Source organism: Rhizobium sp. AN5, assembly GCF_900215255.1.
GTDB lineage: Bacteria > Pseudomonadota > Alphaproteobacteria > Rhizobiales > Rhizobiaceae > Agrobacterium > Agrobacterium tumefaciens.
Genome location: NZ_OCMJ01000004.1, coordinates 2,783,547 through 2,799,455, shown reverse-complemented (window position 1 = coordinate 2,799,455; position 15,909 = coordinate 2,783,547). Strand labels below are relative to the sequence as shown.

The following is a 15,909-nucleotide window of genomic DNA, read 5'->3' as shown; positions in this document are numbered from 1 at the left end:
AACAAAAACGCCGCGAAATCCGACAGGATTCCGCGGCGCGATGGCTGCAGAGATGGTTATATTGCCCTGTTCACTCCGAGGGCATGTCCAGCGTTCGGCTGAACCACAGGGCGACCAGTGTACAGACTGCACCCGACATCAGATAAATACCGACCGCAAACAGTCCGAATTTGGACGAAAATCCGAGCGCGACGAGCGGTGCAAAACCCGCGCCGATCAGCCATGAAATATCCGAGGTTAGCGAAGCGCCGGTATAACGGTATTCGCGACTGAAGCGGGAGGCGAGCGCACCGCCCGCCTGACCGAAGGAAAGGCCAAGCAATGCAAAGCCGACCAAGACGAAAAGATAACGCCCTATATCACCCGAACTCAGCAGGAGCGGTGCCACGAGGCTGAAAAGACCGATCAGCACTGCGGCGAAAGCCAGAAGCTTCCGCCGGCCGATTTTGTCGGCGAGAATACCGGACACCACGATCATGCCGCCGGCGATGATGGCGCTGACGAACTGCACGAACAGAAAGTCCGAAACCCGCTGGGTGGTATTGAGGGAAACCCAGCTCAGCGGGAAGACCGTGACGAGATGGAAGAGCGCGAAGCTTGCCAGTGGCACGAAAGCGCCCGTCAGCACGACCGGAAACTGCGAGCGCAGCATCTTGAACATGGGACGCGGCTCCAGCTCATGCTGTGCCAGCATGGACTGGAATTCCGGCGTGACAATCATGCGCAGGCGGGCAAAGAGCGCGAGAACATTGAGCGCCAGTGCAACGAAGAACGGGAAACGCCAGCCCCAGGCCAGGAATTCCGCGCTGGAGAGCTGCGTCACGAACACGATGAAGAATGCGCTGGCAAGACCAAAGCCCATCGCCGCACCAATTTGTGGCATCATGGCGTACCAGCCGCGCTGCTTCGGCGGTGCGTTCATGGCGAGGAGCGAGACAAGACCATCCCAGGCACCGCCAAGACCAAGTCCCTGACCGATACGGAATACCGCCAGAAGACAGGGGGCAAGCATGCCGGCTTCCGCATAGGACGGAAGAAAGCTGATCGCCATCGTGGAACCACAGAGCGTGAACAGGGCCGCCATCAGCTTGACGACGCGTCCGAACTTTCGGTCGATCTGGAGGAAGATCAATGAACCGATCGGCCTTGCGATGAAGGCCAGCGAGAAGACCGCAAAGGAATAAAGCGTCGCCGTCAGCGGATCGACGAAGGAAAAGAAGACATGCGGAAAAACGAGCGCGGAGGCGATGGCGTAGATGAAAAAGTCGAAAAACTCCGTCATTCTCGCAAGAATGACAGCAATTGTAATGCGATCCGGATCGACCTTGACCGGATCGGTTCCATGTCCGTTCGCTTCCGGCGCCTGCCCAAAAGATGGAGCAGCATCAGTATAACTCATAATATCCCTCCTGCGTCATGGACGAACCATTTCCTGTAACGCGCCGGCTCCTCTTCCTTAGCGTTATGATGCGACGGATTGTCACACGCACCCTACGTAACGTCAATTGAAGTTTGATAAGAAAGGCTTGCCCCGGAAGCGCGCTATGCGATAATGCAGCCGCTCCGCCTTCAAACGCGGCTCCGCTAAGCCTATGGTGCATCGCGAAGGTTTCGCTGCACCGCGACAATATACCTCATTTCAAAAATGATGTTCGGCAATTAATCGCGGCATAATCCAAACTGTACGAGTTCAAAGAACGTGCGCATGATCAAGAAAATCACATCTGCCTTTCTGGCAATCCCCGCACTGCTGCTGCTTAGCGGCTGTAACCTCGTGGTGATGAACCCTTCGGGCGACGTCGCCATCCAGCAGCGCGACCTCATCATCACGTCCACCGTTCTGATGCTGCTCATCATCGTCCCGGTTATCGCCCTGACGCTGTTCTTCGCATGGAAGTACCGCGAATCGGCGAAGGCCGAGGATTACGATCCCGAGTGGCATCACTCGACGCGCCTTGAAATGGTGATCTGGTCCGCCCCGGTCGCCATCATCCTGATGCTCGGCACGGTGACCTGGATTTCCACCCACCGTCTCGACCCCTACCGCCCGCTGGAGCGTATCGACGAAAACCGTCAGGTTACCGCCGAGACCAAGCCGCTTACGGTGGAAGTGGTGGCCATGGACTGGAAGTGGCTGTTCTTCTACCCCGAGCTCGGCATCGGCAGCGTCAATGAATTCGCAGCTCCGGTCGATGTTCCGATCAACTTCAAGATCACCGGCACGACCGCGATGAATTCGTTCTTCGTTCCCGCACTCGCCGGCCAGATCTACGCCATGGGTGGCATGCAGACCAAGCTGCACGCGGTCATCAACAAGGAAGGCGTTTATGACGGCTTCTCGGCCAACTTCTCCGGCCCCGGCTTCTCGCATATGCGCTTCAAGTTCCATGGTCTCAGCCAGCAGGGCTTCGATCAGTGGGTTGCGAAGATCAAGGATGGCGGCAAGGGCTTCGGCCGCCAGGAATATCTCGACTTCGCCAAGCCTTCGGAACGTGAGCCGGTGCAATATTTCGCCTCCGTCGATCCGCAGCTTTACGATGCCATCCTCAACCGCTGCGTCGAGCCCAACAAGCTCTGCATGCGTGACATGATGCATATCGACGCCAAGGGCGGCGGCGGCAAGGAAGGCATCGATATCGCCAAGGCGCTGAACTCCGTCGTCTGTACACCGCTTTCACCTTACGGTGTCGCCAGCGGACCCCAATCCACTCCGGCTGCGATCGAAGGACAGACTTTCGAACCCGCGGCGCTGCCGGAAACGAAACAAGTCGCTGGCTGACGGATAAGTCCCGGCATTATGCGGCGCGGCCAATGGCTGCGCCGATCTTATGTCTTAGAATCGCAAGAGGCTAAAAATGATCGTCAATTCCGATCAAACGTCATTCCTGTTCGGGAAGCTGACATGGGAGTCCATCCCGCTTCACGAGCCCATTCTCGTCGCGACCTTCGCGGCAGTGGCTCTGGGCGGCATCGCCGTCGTCGGCGCCCTCACCTATTTCCGGCTGTGGGGTTATCTCTGGAATGAATGGTTCACGAGCATCGATCACAAGAAGATCGGTATCATGTACATCATTCTGGCACTCGTCATGCTGCTGCGCGGTTTCGCAGATGCCATCATGATGCGCGTCCAGCAGGCGATCGCCTCCGGCGGATCGGAAGGCTATCTTCCGCCGCACCATTACGACCAGATTTTCACGGCCCATGGCGTCATCATGATCTTCTTCATGGCCATGCCGATGATCACCGGTCTCATGAACTTCGTCGTGCCGCTGCAAATCGGCGCCCGCGACGTTTCGTTCCCCTTCCTCAACAACTTCTCGTTCTGGATGACCACGGCCGGCGCCGTCATCACCATGATCTCGCTGTTCATCGGTGAATATGCGCAGACTGGCTGGCTTGCCTATCCGCCGCTTTCCGGCATTGATGGAAGTCCGGGCGTGGGTGTGGATTATTACATCTGGGGTCTGCAGATCGCCGGTGTGGGCACGACGCTCTCTGGTATCAACCTGATCGTCACGATCATCAAGATGCGCGCACCTGGCATGACCATGATGCGCCTGCCGATCTTCGTCTGGACGTCGCTGTGTTCGAACATCCTGATCGTGGCATCCTTCCCGATCCTGACCGGCACGCTCGCCCTTCTGACCCTTGACCGTTACGTTGGCACGAATTTCTTCACCAACGATCTCGGCGGCAACCCGATGATGTATGTCAACCTCATCTGGATCTGGGGCCATCCCGAAGTTTACATCCTGGTGCTGCCGGCCTTCGGCGTCTTCTCGGAAATCGTCTCGACCTTCTCCAACAAGCGTCTTTTCGGTTACGCCTCGATGGTCTATGCGACGGGTGTCATCACCATCCTCGCCTACATCGTTTGGCTGCACCACTTCTTCACCATGGGTTCCGGCGCAAGCGTCAACGCTTTCTTCGGCATCACCACGATGATCATATCGATCCCGACCGGTGCGAAGATCTTCAACTGGCTCTTCACCATGTACAAGGGCCGCATCAAGTTCGACGTTCCGATGCTGTGGACGATCGGTTTCATGATCACCTTCGTCATCGGCGGCATGACCGGCGTTCTTCTCGCTGTTCCGCCGGCGGACTTCGTGCTCCACAACTCGCTGTTCCTCATCGCCCACTTCCACAACACCATCATCGGTGGCGTGGTGTTCGGTGTGCTTGCGGGTATCGTCTACTGGTTCCCGAAGGCCTTCGGCTACCGCCTCGATCCGTTCTGGGGCAAGCTGTCCTTCTGGTTCTGGTTCATCGGCTTCTACTTCGCCTTCATGCCGCTTTACATTCTCGGCCTGATGGGTGTGACCCGCCGTATCAGCCAGTTCGAGGACAATTCGCTCCAGATCTGGTTCCTGATCGCAGCCTTCGGCGCCTTCCTGATCGCGCTCGGCATCGCTTCCTTCGTCATCCAGCTCATCGTCAGCTTCTTGAAGCGCGATCAGCTCCGTGACGTGACCGGCGATCCCTATCATGGGCGTACGCTGGAGTGGTCGACCTCGTCGCCGCCGCCTGCCTACAACTTCGCTTTCACGCCGGTTGTCCATGACGTCGACGCCTGGGCGGATATGAAGAAGCGCGGTTACGACCGTCCCAAGGAAGGCTTCATCCCGATCCATATGCCGAAGAACACCGGTGCGGGCGTAATCATCAGCGCCATCAGCGTCGTGCTTGGCTTTGCCTTGGTGTGGCACATCTGGTGGCTGGCGGCTCTGTCCATGCTCGCCATCATCGCGGTCTCGATCGCCCATACCTTCAACTACAACCGCGAATACTACATTCCTGCCTCCGATGTTTCGACAGTCGAGGCGGAACGTACGAAGCTGCTTGCGGAACAGGCGTAACGAATATGGCTCATACACCTGCACAAAGCGCCGCGGGCGCGGAAACACCGGTCTTCTACCTCAAGGAAGACCACCACCCGGAGAACGGCACCTCGCTGGGCTTCTGGCTCTATCTGATGAGCGACTGCCTCATCTTCGCAACGCTGTTTGCCACCTATGCCGTTGTCGGCCGCAACTACGCGGCCGGCCCTTCGGGCGCAGATCTGTTCGATCTGAAGCTTGTGGCGATCAACACCGCCTTCCTGCTTTTCTCTTCCATCACCTATGGCTTCGCCATGCTGGAAATGGAAAAGCAGAAGGTGAAGACGACGCTGATCTGGCTCGGCATCACCGGTCTCTTCGGTCTCGCCTTCCTCGCCGTGGAACTTTACGAGTTCCATCACCTGATCGAAGAAGGTGCAGGTCCACAGCGTTCGGCGTTCCTTTCCGCCTTCTTCGCGCTGGTTGGAACGCACGGTCTGCACGTCACCTTCGGCGTGATCTGGCTCGTCACACTGATGTTCCAGGTCGCAAAACATGGTCTGATCGCCGCAAACAAGCGTCGCCTGATGTGCCTGTCGATGTTCTGGCACTTCCTTGACGTCATCTGGATCGGCGTCTTCTCCTTCGTTTATCTCATGGGAGTTCTTTGATGAGTTCCGAAGCACACGCACACCACGACGCGCATGGCGACGACCATCATCACCATGATGGCGCCAGCCACGGCACGTTCAAAAGCTACATGATCGGCTTCGTCCTGTCGGTCATCCTGACGGCGATCCCGTTCTGGCTGGTCATGGGCGACGTTCTTGAAAACAAGACGCTGCTGGTCATCGCGATCATGGGTCTCGGCGTCATCCAGATCTTCGTTCACATGATCTACTTCCTGCACATGGACACCAAGTCCGAAGGCGGCTGGACCTTCATGGCGCTGATCTTCACCGTCGTGGTGCTGCTGATCACGCTCTCCGGCTCACTCTGGGTCATGTACAACATGAACAAGAACATGATGCCGCTGCACATCGAGGATGTGAAAAACCTGCCCTGAGCAGCCATAGATCAACGGCCCGCCGGATTTACGGCGGGCCGCTTTCTGCGCCAGCACACGACCCCCGCAGCGCATAACCCCATGAATCGTCGGCGCGATTTATGGGGTTATTTGCTGGAAGACCCGGATGCCGGCAGCCGACAGTGTTGCCGCAGCAAACCGCATGGCCTTGCAAGGACTGTGAAACCATGACCGATCCGTCCACAACCGCCCCGCACACGCGACACATCCGCCCCGCAGCAATCGTCGTCCTGCTTCTGACCATTGTACTGACAGGCTTCCTGCTGGCGCTTGGAACATGGCAGGTTCAACGCCTCTTCTGGAAGCTCGATCTCATCGAACGCGTCGAAGCGCGCGCCCATGCCGCACCTGTGGATGCACCGGCAGCGAGCGAATGGCCGGCCCTTGCAGACCCCACGGACTATGAATATCGCCGCGTGAAACTGTCCGGCACCTTCCTCAACGACAAGGAGATCCAGGTCTATACGGTCAGCGATCTCGGCCCCGGTTACTGGGTGATGACGCCGCTGAGACGCGATGACGGATCGAATATCATCGTCAATCGCGGCTTCGTGCCTTCGGACAAACGCGATCCATCCTCGCGCCGGGAAGGCGAGCCAACCGGGCAGGTCGAGATCGTCGGGCTGATGCGCGCGCCAGAAACCGGCGGGCTTTTCCTCCGAACCAACGATCCGGCAAATCGGCGCTGGTACTCCCGCAATATCCCGCAGATATCGCAGGCATCCGGCCTTTCCGGCGTGGCGCCCTTTTATGTCGATGCCGATGCGACGCCCAATCCGGGTGGCCTACCGGTCGGCGGCAAGACCATGCTCACCTTCCCCAACAACCACCTGTCCTACGCCATCACATGGTATATTCTGGCGGCCATGGTAATTGCCGCTGGATGGTACGTGCTGCGCAATCTCAACGCGCCGAAATCGAAACGGGAAGAGGATTGAGCAGCCGGTTTTACCGGATGGTTCATAAAATCACTTCCTTCTTCACGTTTTGCTGATCTATAACGACAGTTCGGCCTGACATTGCCCGTCGGCGCATTTTCGTTTCGGTGAGTTATGGCAAGAGCATTTCTTCTCGTTCTGGATTCCTTCGGTGTCGGCGGTGCGCCTGACGCGGAGCATTATGGCGACCTTGGTGCCAATACGCTCGGTCATATCGCCGAATTCTGTGCGGCAGGTGCTGCCGACAGGCCAGGCCTTCGGGCGGGTCCGCTGAAGCTGCCCAACATGTCTTCGCTCGGTCTTCTGGAGATTGCACGACAATCAAGCGGCGACATTCCCGCCGGCATGGAACCGCCGGAGCGTATTTTCGGCCTGCATGGCTCTGCCAGCGAAATATCAAAGGGCAAGGATACGCCCTCAGGCCATTGGGAGATCGCGGGCACGCCCGTCACCTTCGACTGGGGCTACTTCCCGACAGAGGGCGACGCCTTTTCTCCCGAACTGGTGGAGTCCATCTGCACGCAAGCGGATATTCCAGGCATTCTCGGCAATTGCCACGCTTCTGGCACCGAGATCATCGCGAAGTTTGGCGAAGAGCATATCAGGAGCGGCAAGCCGATCTGCTACACCTCATCCGATTCCGTGTTCCAGATCGCCGCGCACGAGACCCATTTCGGATTGCAGCGGCTCGTCACGCTCTGCGAGACGGTGCGCAAGCTACTCGATCCGCTGAATATCGGCCGTGTCATTGCCCGTCCCTTCATCGGCGAGACGGTCGCCACTTTTGAGCGCACCGGCAACCGCCGCGACTTCTCCGTTCCGCCGCCCGAACCGACATTGCTCGACCGCCTTGTGGAGGCTGGCAGGAAAGTGCACGCGATCGGTAAGATCGGCGATATCTATGCCCACAAGGGTGTCTCGCGCATCATCAAGGCAAATGGCAACAGCGCCCTGATGGACGCAACACTGCACGCTATTGACGAAGCCGAAAACGGCGATCTTGTCTTCACCAATTTCGTCGATTTCGACATGCTCTACGGCCATCGCCGCGATGTTGCCGGTTATGCGGCGGCGCTTGAAACCTTCGATGCGCGCATCCCGGAAATCCATCGCAAAATGGCGCCGGGCGACATCGCCATCCTTACTGCCGACCATGGTTGCGATCCCACATGGCGGGGCACGGACCATACACGGGAAAGGGTGCCGATCATGGCATTCGGGCCGGGCATCCGCTCACGCGATGTCGGCATTCGTTCAAGCTACGCCGACATCGGCGAAAGCATCGCCCACCATCTAGGAATCGAGGCCGGTTCACACGGCAGGAGCTTCATTTGACATCGCATTTGCTGAAAGCGGAAATTCACTGCCACCTGGAAGGTGCGGCACCCCCTGCCCTCGTCGCACAACAGGCTGAGAAATACGGCATAGACACCAGTAGCTTTCTGCGCGACGGCCAGTACGTCTGGTCGGATTTTGCGCAATTCATCCAGTGCTACGATGCGGTGGCGCAGGTGTTCAAGACCGATGAGGACTATGCGGTTCTGACGGAAACCTATCTGACCGAACTTGCCGAGGCCAATACGATCTACAGCGAGCTCATCATCTCGCCCGATCATGGCGACCGCATCGGGCTCGGCGCTGACGCCTATCTCTCCGGTATCGCCGAGGGCATCCGGATCGCGAAAGAAAAGACTGGTATCGAAACCCGCATCATCGTGACCGGCGAGCGGCATTTCGGTCCTGAACGGGTGATCGCGGCGGCTGAGTATGCAGCACGCACGAAACACCCGCTGGTGACCGGTTTCAACATGGCAGGCGAGGAGCGCATGGGCCGCGTCGCCGATTATGCGCGCGCCTTCGATATTGCCCGCGATGCCGGGCTTGGGCTGACCATCCATGCGGGTGAGGTCTGCGGACCAGAAAGCGTCGTCGATGCGCTCGATCTCGTAAAGCCGTCGCGCATCGGGCATGGCGTGCGCGCCATCGAAGACGCCGCTCTCGTCGCCCGGCTGGTTGAGGCGGGAACAGTGCTTGAGGTCTGCCCCGGATCAAATATCGCGCTCAACGTTTATCCCGATTTCGGCAGCCATCCGCTGAGGGCGTTGCGCGATGCCGGGGTGCGCGTCTGCATCAGTTCCGACGATCCGCCATTCTTCTTTACCTCGCTTGCCCGGGAATATGCGCTGGCTGCGGATGCATTCGGTTTCAGCGATGCCGAGATCAACCGCATGACCCGAACCGCACTGGAAAGCGCCTTTGTGGATGAAATCACACGCGCCCGGCTGCTTGCAAAACTCGATAGCCATTAGGCATCGGTTGGCGGGGTAAAACCGCGAAGAAGGCTTGCGAAAAGCCTGCTTTCGGTGAATTACAGGGGCACAGGATAAAAAAGGAAGGCCAGTTTCATGGACGGCGTCACAGTCATCGAACATCCGCTGGTGCGGCACAAACTTACCATCATGCGCAAGAAGGAAACCTCGACAGCCGGCTTCCGCCGCCTGCTCAGGGAAATCTCGACGCTGCTCTGCTATGAAGTGACGCGCGACCTTGAAATGACGATGGAAACCATCGATACGCCGCTCGAAACCATCGAGGCTCCGGTGCTCGAGGGCAAGAAGCTGGTTTTCGCCTCCATTCTGCGTGCCGGCAACGGCCTTCTGGAAGGCATGCTCGAGCTCGTGCCTTCGGCGCGTGTTGCGCATATAGGTGTGTATCGCGATCACGATACGCTGGAGGCGGTCGAATATTACTTCAAGGCTCCTGAAAGCCTTGATGCCCGCCTTATCATCGTCGTCGATCCAATGCTGGCGACTGGCAATTCCTCCATCGCTGCGGTTGAAAAGTTGAAAGAGCGGGGCGCGAAGAACATCCGCTTCCTATGTCTTCTGGCCGCACCCGAAGGCATCAAGAATTTCCGCGAAGCGCATCCCGATGTGCCGATCTATACTGCCGCAATCGACAAGCAGCTGAATGAAAAGGGTTATATCGTTCCCGGCCTCGGCGATGCCGGCGACCGCATGTACGGCACGAAATAACACCGTTCATCATCGCTTAACCGTTTGAGCCATTCGCCGACCAACAAGCGGCGAATGGCTTTTTCTTTTAAGATTTCAGCATGTTTTGCGTCTATTCTGCATAGGGATAACCCTGCCTTCTCAGGAGCGACGACTTGCTGGCGCGTACGATTTTTCTGCTTATCGGTCTTTCGGTCAGCGCCACGCAGATTCCGGCGCTGGTGGAAAAATTTCAGCCGCGCCCGGAAGCCAAGGTGGAAAAAGCTGAAGTCAAATCGGAAGCCGTCAAACCGGAACCCGTTTCGCTTGGTGGCGTCAATCTGAAAGCGGACGCACGCGGCCACTTCAACGCCGCCTTCCGTATCAACGGCAAATCTTTCGACGGGCTTGTCGATACCGGCGCCTCCATGGTTGCCATCAATGAGACTATCGCCCGGCGGCTCGGTTTCGGCGTCAACAGCCTCGATTTCAAATATCCGATCTCAACCGCCAACGGCCAGACCATGGCGGCCTATCTGAAGCTCGACCGGGTGGAAATCGGCACGATCCGCGTTCAGAATGTCGACGCCATGGTGCTGAAAGACAATGCGTTGAGCAACATGCTTGTTGGCATGAGCTTCCTGAAACAACTATCTTCATTCAAGGTATCGGGTGGCGAAATGAGGCTGGTCAGGTAACTCGCTCGAGGACCACAGTGCCGGTTTCCATCGCAGTGTCAGCAACCCCATAGCAGGCCGTAATCCTTTTGACGGCAAGTTCCGCTTCTTCCTTAGAGGCCGCATGGACGCTGGCGATTGTTTCGCCTTTTTCCACTTTTGTGCCGAGCGGCAGGATATCGGAGATCCCGACCGAAGGGTCGATCTTGTCTGACGGCATTCTTCTGCCGCCGCCAAGCTCGACAACGACCATGCCGAGATCGCGCGTCGCACAGGATGCCAGCCAGCCGCTGCGCTCAGCCGAAACCGGGAGAATGACCGGCGCAGATGGCAGGTAACGCGACGGATGATCGACAAAGTCCGCAGGCCCGCCAAGTGCTGCGACCATTTTCGCAAAGACTTCCATGGCACGACCGGAGGAAAGGGCGGCCTCAGCCAGCGCCTCGCCTTCATCCAGAGTGGCCGAGCTGCCCGCTTGCACCAGCATTTCCGCAGCAAAGGCAATAACCACCTTTTCGAGACGTGTTCCCACCTTGCGGCCAGCCAGAAAGTCCAGGCAATTGACGATTTCGACCGCATTGCCTGCGGCATCGCCAAGCGGCTGGTTCATGTCGGTTATAAGAGCCGTCGTCGGCAGGCCCGCGCCATTTGCCACATCGACCAGCGCGACGGCGAGATTACGGGCATCCTCCACACTCTGCATGAAAGCGCCGTTGCCGACCTTCACATCCAGAACCAGCGTCTGAAGCCCGGCCGCAAGCTTCTTCGACAGAATGGAGGCGGTGATCAACGGGATGGAATCCACCGTCGCGGTCACGTCCCTGATAGCATAGAGGCGCTTGTCTGCGGGTGCGAGATCGCCCGTCTGGCCGATGATGGCACAGCCGACCGTCTTGACCGTCCGGCGGAACAGGGCTTCGTCCGGCATCACATCGTAACCGGGGATCGCTTCCAGCTTGTCGAGCGTGCCGCCGGTATGGCCAAGGCCCCTGCCGGAAATCATCGGCACGGCAAGACCGCAGGCGGCAACGATCGGGGCGAGCATCAGGGAGACATTGTCGCCGACGCCGCCGGTCGAGTGCTTGTCCGCCACCGGCCTGCCAATATCGCTCCAGGACAGGACATCGCCGCTGTCGCGCATGGCGAGCGTCAGCGCCACCATCTCGTCGCGGTTCATACCCCGGAAAAACACCGCCATGGCAAAGGCAGCGGCCTGGCCTTCCGATATGCAGTCCTTGGACAGCGCCTCGATAAAAGCGGCAATCTCCTGCGGCGCAAGAGACAGGCCATCACGTTTGCGGCGGATGATTTCCTGCGGGATCAAGCTCAATACCCGCTGGCGGCCTTGGCCGGTTCACCGCCGGCCAGCACATTCAGGACATCATCGAGAATGCCGGAAGCGCCGAAACGGAACGTGGACGGCATGGCCCAGTCGGGCGCCATGATGGTTTCCGCCAGCCGCAGATAAAGCGTGGCGTCTTCCACCGTGCCGACACCGCCGGCAGGCTTGAAGCCCACCTTCTGCCTGCTGTCGCGGATCGCCTGCAACATGATATCGGCGGCTTCCAGCGTGGCGTTGATGGCGACCTTGCCTGTTGAGGTCTTGATGAAATCGGCCCCTTCGGCAATGGCGAGTTCGGAAGCGCGGCGAATGAGAGCCTTGTCCTTCAACTCGCCGGTTTCGAGAATGACCTTGAGAAGAACGGGTGCGACGCAGACCTTGCGCACGGCAGCCACCATCTCGGAAACAGCCGTTTCATCGCCTGCTATGAACTTACGATAGGGGATGACCAGATCGATTTCGTCGGCACCGTCGCGGATAGCCGCCTCGGTTTCCGCGACCACGGTCGCGACATCCAGATCGCCTGAGGGAAAATTGACGACCGTAGCGATACGGATCGCATGGTCTTTTCCGAAAGCGGCACGCGCCTGGGCGACGAAACGCGGCCAGATGCAGATCGCGGCCGTATTGCCGTATTCAGTATGAGCCCTCTGGCACAAAGCAGCAATCTGCTCGGGCGTGCAGTCTTCCTTGAGGTTGGTCAGGTCCAGCAAGGATAGTGTCAGGGCAGCCGCTTCGCGCGGACGCTGGAGTTCCATGGTCACGCTCCTCCTGCGATCATTTCTTTCAAGATGGCGGCAAGCCTCTTGCCGCCCACCGGGGCCATGTCCTTGGTTTCCTCATGGCTCAGTTCAGCGCCAGTCATGCCGGCACCGTAATTGGTAATAACCGATGCGGCGGCAACGCGCATCCCGAAAAAGCGGGCGAGGATGACTTCCGGCACGGTGGACATGCCGACGGCATCCGCACCCAGCAGCCGCGCCATGCGGATTTCCGCCGGCGTTTCGAAACTCGGGCCGGAAAACCACATATAGACGCCGCCGAACAAGGGCACCGTCGCGCGGATCGCGGCATTGCGCATGGCGAGCATCAGGTCCGGATCATAAGCCGTGGTCATGCCGACGAAACGGTTGTCGCTCTCTTCGCCAATCAGCGGGTTCATGCCGGAATAATTGATATGATCGGTGATCTGCATGACCGAGCCGGGCGGTATGTCCTGTCTGACCGAGCCTGCCGAATTGGTGAGGATGAGCGACTGCACGCCAAGACCAGTGAGCGCCTCAATGACCGCGCGCATGGCGGCCGGATCGCCTTTTTCGTAATAGTGCACCCGGCCGGACAGCATCATCACCGGCTCGCCACCGAGATATCCGGCCACCAACTCGCCCGCATGGCCGGAAACGCCGCTTGCAGGGAAACCGGGAAGTTCGGCATAGGGCACGCGGATCGCATCGCTGACCTCGTCCACCAGCGACCCCAGGCCTGAGCCCAGCACGATGGCGATGCGCGGCATCAGGCCATTCAGACGCTCCACCAGAATATCGATCAGCGTATCCGGCATCAGGGCAGCTCGGTCTTGAAGCTGAAGGGCAAAAGTTCATCCATGGTCATGACCTTCTGAACACCGGTTTCGTCACAGAGATAGACCTTGGTGTCTGGCGAGGCGAATTCGGCGATCTTCTGCCGGCAGCCGCCGCAGGGCGGGCAAAGAGCAAGCTTTTCCGCAATGACGGCGATCTCGCTTATCTTCTTTGCTCCACCCATGATCATGGCGCTGATGGCCGAAGGCTCGGCGCACCAACCTTGAGGGAAGGAGAGGTTCTCGATATTGGCGCCCTTGTAGATCTTACCGTCTTCAGCGCGGATTGCCGCACCGACAGGGAATTTCGAATAGGGCGCATGGGCAAAGGCCATGGCCTCCACCGCTGCCTCGAACAACTGATGGGACATTGGTTCACGGGACATGGATTTAACGCTCCTTCGCATAGGCAACGCCACCGGCCTTGGGGGGCTTGGCGACGCCGATGAAACCGGCAAGCAGGATGCAGGTCAGAATATAGGGCATGGCCTGGAAAATCTGCACCGGCACTTCGCCGATACCCGGCACGGATTTGCCCTGCATGAAGTTGGCGAAAGCATCCAGGAAACCGAAGAGCAGGCAGGCGAACATGACCGGCACCGGCTTCCATTTCGCGAAGATCAGCGCGGCGAGTGCAATATAGCCCTTGCCGGCCGACATGTTGGCGATGAAGGCCGCCGATTGCGCAACGGCGAGATAGGCGCCCGAAAAACCGCAGAGGAAGCCGGCAACGATGACGGCGCGGTAACGCATCCATGTCACCGAAATGCCCGCCGTATCGACCGCGCCCGGATTTTCACCCACCGCGCGCAGGCGAAGGCCGAAACGGGTGCGGTAAAGCACCCACCAGGACAGCGGCACCGCCAGAAAGGCGAGATAGGTCAGGATATTGTTGCCGGAAATGACATTGGCGTAGAGCGGGCCGATGAAAGGCACTTCACGCATCGCATCCGCACCGGGCAGGATGATCGGTGCAAAACGGCCTTCGCCCGGCAATTGCGGCGTGCGCCCGCCCTGCCCGAACCACGCCTGCCCCAGAACCACCGTCAGACCGGCGGCAATGAAGTTGAGCGCCACGCCTGAAACGATCTGGTTGCCGCGATTTGTGATGACGGCAAAGCCGTGGATCAGCGAGAACAGGATGGAGACGGCAATGCCCGCAAGCAGGCCGGCCCAGGGATTTGCGGTGAGATAGGCGACACAAGCCGAAGCAAAGGCTGCCGCCAGCATCTTGCCTTCAAGGCCGATATCGAACACGCCCGCGCGTTCGGAAAACAGCCCCGCAAGCGCCGTGAACAGAAGCGGGATGGTGAGACGGACGGTCGAGCCGAGAATGCTGACCAGCATATCGAAGAAATCCATATCAGCTCACCCCTTTGCCAAGCGCTGGTAGATGCGGACGATCGCCGGCCGGTACATATATTCGAGCGCGCCGGCAAACAGGATAACCAGACCCTGGATGACGACGATCATCTCACGGGTAATATTCGGCATCTCGAAAGAGAGGTCTGCACCACCCTGATAGAGAATACCGAACAGCAGCGCCGAAAACAGGATGCCGAGCGGGTGGCTTCGCCCCATCAGCGAGACGGCGATGCCGACGAAACCCGCACCGCCGACAAATTCCACCTGCAGGCGGGCGGACGCGCCCATGACCGGGTTCAGCGCCATCATGCCTGCCAGACCGCCGGAAATGAGCATGGCGATGATGACGGTGCGCGCATAGGGAATGCCGGCATAGACGGCGGCCGAGGGGCTGACGCCGAGCGTGCGCATCTCATAACCGAGCTTGGTGCGCCAGATCAGCACCCAGACCAGAAAACACATGACCAGTGCGATGATGAAGGAGACGTTGAACGGCGCCGGCCCGAGCTTCAGGCCGAACAGCGCCATCAGCCAGTCGAGCTTCGGCAATTGCCCACCTGGCAGAAAGGTGCGCGTTTCTGGCGCCATCTTGCCCGGCACGATCAGCACGTTCACCAGCAGATAGACCATCAAAGCCGCAGCGATGAAGTTGAACATGATGGTGGTTATGACGACGTGGCTGCCGCGTTTTGCCTGCAGCCATGCCGGAATAAACGCCCAGGCCGCGCCGAAAACCGCAGCGCCGATGACGGCGAAGGGCATCGTAACGTACCACGGCACGTAACGGTCGAGCGCCAGCGCCACCAGCGCCGCGCCCAGTCCACCAATATAGGCCTGACCTTCAGAACCGATGTTGAACAGACCGGCATGGAAGGCGACCGCCACAGAGAGGCCGGTGAAGATGAAACTCGTCGTATAAAACAGCGTGAAGCCGATGGCATCGCCACGACCTAGCGCACCTTCGATGAGCAGGCGAAGCGCCGCGAACGGATTTTCACCGATCGACCAGACGACGAGGCCGGAAATCAGAAATGCGGTAACTACATTTAAAAACGGCAGGAGGCCGTAGGTGATCCAGTTTGGCAGGGGTACGGAAGCGGTGCTCATT

At 58.9% G+C, this 15,909-nt stretch carries 16 protein-coding genes; 9 read left to right on the top strand and 7 right to left on the bottom strand.

Going from position 1 to position 15,909, the window contains the following annotated elements:
* Positions 1–70: 70 nt before the first annotated feature.
* Positions 71–1,399 (bottom strand): MFS transporter, encoded by a 1,329-nt coding sequence (locus CRP02_RS26250; RefSeq protein ID WP_097172697.1) that lies wholly within the window; start codon positions 1,397–1,399, stop codon positions 71–73.
* A 306-nt stretch (positions 1,400–1,705) separates the two neighbouring features.
* On the opposite strand from CRP02_RS26250, the gene cyoA reads away from it, so the two are divergent.
* The 9 genes from cyoA (at position 1,706) to CRP02_RS26205 (ending at position 10,536) form a co-directional block, all read left to right on the top strand.
* Positions 1,706–2,779: a ubiquinol oxidase subunit II gene (cyoA, locus tag CRP02_RS26245; RefSeq protein WP_097172696.1), complete on the top strand. Its 1,074-nt coding sequence runs from the start codon at positions 1,706–1,708 to the stop codon at positions 2,777–2,779.
* A gap of 76 nt (positions 2,780–2,855) precedes the next feature.
* Positions 2,856–4,859 carry a cytochrome o ubiquinol oxidase subunit I gene (gene cyoB / locus CRP02_RS26240; protein ID WP_003514419.1) on the top strand — a complete coding sequence of 668 codons (2,004 nt, stop codon included), beginning with the start codon at positions 2,856–2,858 and terminating at the stop codon, positions 4,857–4,859.
* A gap of 5 nt (positions 4,860–4,864) precedes the next feature.
* Entirely contained in the window at positions 4,865–5,491 is a 627-nt protein-coding gene (gene cyoC, locus CRP02_RS26235) for a cytochrome o ubiquinol oxidase subunit III (protein ID WP_003514417.1), read from the top strand.
* Complete coding sequence (gene cyoD / locus CRP02_RS26230; protein ID WP_003514416.1) at positions 5,491–5,886, top strand: cytochrome o ubiquinol oxidase subunit IV; 396 nt, start codon at positions 5,491–5,493, stop codon at positions 5,884–5,886. Before cyoC ends, cyoD begins: the two co-directional genes overlap by 1 nt.
* Before the next feature lie 188 nt (positions 5,887–6,074).
* Positions 6,075–6,845, top strand: coding sequence for an SURF1 family protein (locus CRP02_RS26225; RefSeq protein WP_097172695.1), 771 nt, complete (start codon positions 6,075–6,077; stop codon positions 6,843–6,845).
* Positions 6,846–6,959: 114 nt separating this feature from the next.
* A complete protein-coding gene (locus CRP02_RS26220; protein WP_097172694.1) occupies positions 6,960–8,180 on the top strand; it encodes a phosphopentomutase in 1,221 nt (406 codons plus the stop codon).
* Entirely contained in the window at positions 8,177–9,154 is a 978-nt protein-coding gene (locus CRP02_RS26215; protein ID WP_097172693.1) for an adenosine deaminase, read from the top strand. The genes CRP02_RS26220 and CRP02_RS26215 overlap by 4 nt, the downstream gene beginning before the upstream one ends.
* Before the next feature lie 96 nt (positions 9,155–9,250).
* Complete coding sequence (gene upp / locus CRP02_RS26210; RefSeq protein ID WP_003493096.1) at positions 9,251–9,880, top strand: uracil phosphoribosyltransferase; 630 nt, start codon at positions 9,251–9,253, stop codon at positions 9,878–9,880.
* A gap of 134 nt (positions 9,881–10,014) precedes the next feature.
* Entirely contained in the window at positions 10,015–10,536 is a 522-nt protein-coding gene (locus tag CRP02_RS26205; protein ID WP_013635250.1) for a TIGR02281 family clan AA aspartic protease, read from the top strand.
* Here the strand turns inward: CRP02_RS26205 and deoA are convergent.
* From deoA to CRP02_RS26175, 6 genes are read right to left on the bottom strand one after another with little or no spacing between them, the layout of a single operon-like run.
* Positions 10,529–11,845: a thymidine phosphorylase gene (gene deoA, locus CRP02_RS26200; protein ID WP_097172692.1), complete on the bottom strand. Its 1,317-nt coding sequence runs from the start codon at positions 11,843–11,845 to the stop codon at positions 10,529–10,531. The genes CRP02_RS26205 and deoA overlap by 8 nt on opposite strands.
* Positions 11,842–12,615 (bottom strand): deoxyribose-phosphate aldolase, encoded by a 774-nt coding sequence (gene deoC / locus CRP02_RS26195; protein WP_097101099.1) that lies wholly within the window; start codon positions 12,613–12,615, stop codon positions 11,842–11,844. The genes deoA and deoC overlap by 4 nt, the downstream gene beginning before the upstream one ends.
* A gap of 2 nt (positions 12,616–12,617) precedes the next feature.
* Positions 12,618–13,418, bottom strand: coding sequence for a purine-nucleoside phosphorylase (locus CRP02_RS26190; RefSeq protein WP_097172691.1), 801 nt, complete (start codon positions 13,416–13,418; stop codon positions 12,618–12,620).
* Entirely contained in the window at positions 13,418–13,807 is a 390-nt protein-coding gene (locus CRP02_RS26185) for a cytidine deaminase (protein ID WP_019564546.1), read from the bottom strand. The genes CRP02_RS26190 and CRP02_RS26185 overlap by 1 nt, the downstream gene beginning before the upstream one ends.
* Before the next feature lie 19 nt (positions 13,808–13,826).
* A complete protein-coding gene (locus tag CRP02_RS26180) occupies positions 13,827–14,798 on the bottom strand; it encodes an ABC transporter permease (protein WP_003514401.1) in 972 nt (323 codons plus the stop codon).
* A gap of 6 nt (positions 14,799–14,804) precedes the next feature.
* Positions 14,805–15,908, bottom strand: coding sequence for an ABC transporter permease (locus tag CRP02_RS26175; protein WP_097172690.1), 1,104 nt, complete (start codon positions 15,906–15,908; stop codon positions 14,805–14,807).
* Between the last annotated feature and the right edge of the window lies 1 nt (position 15,909).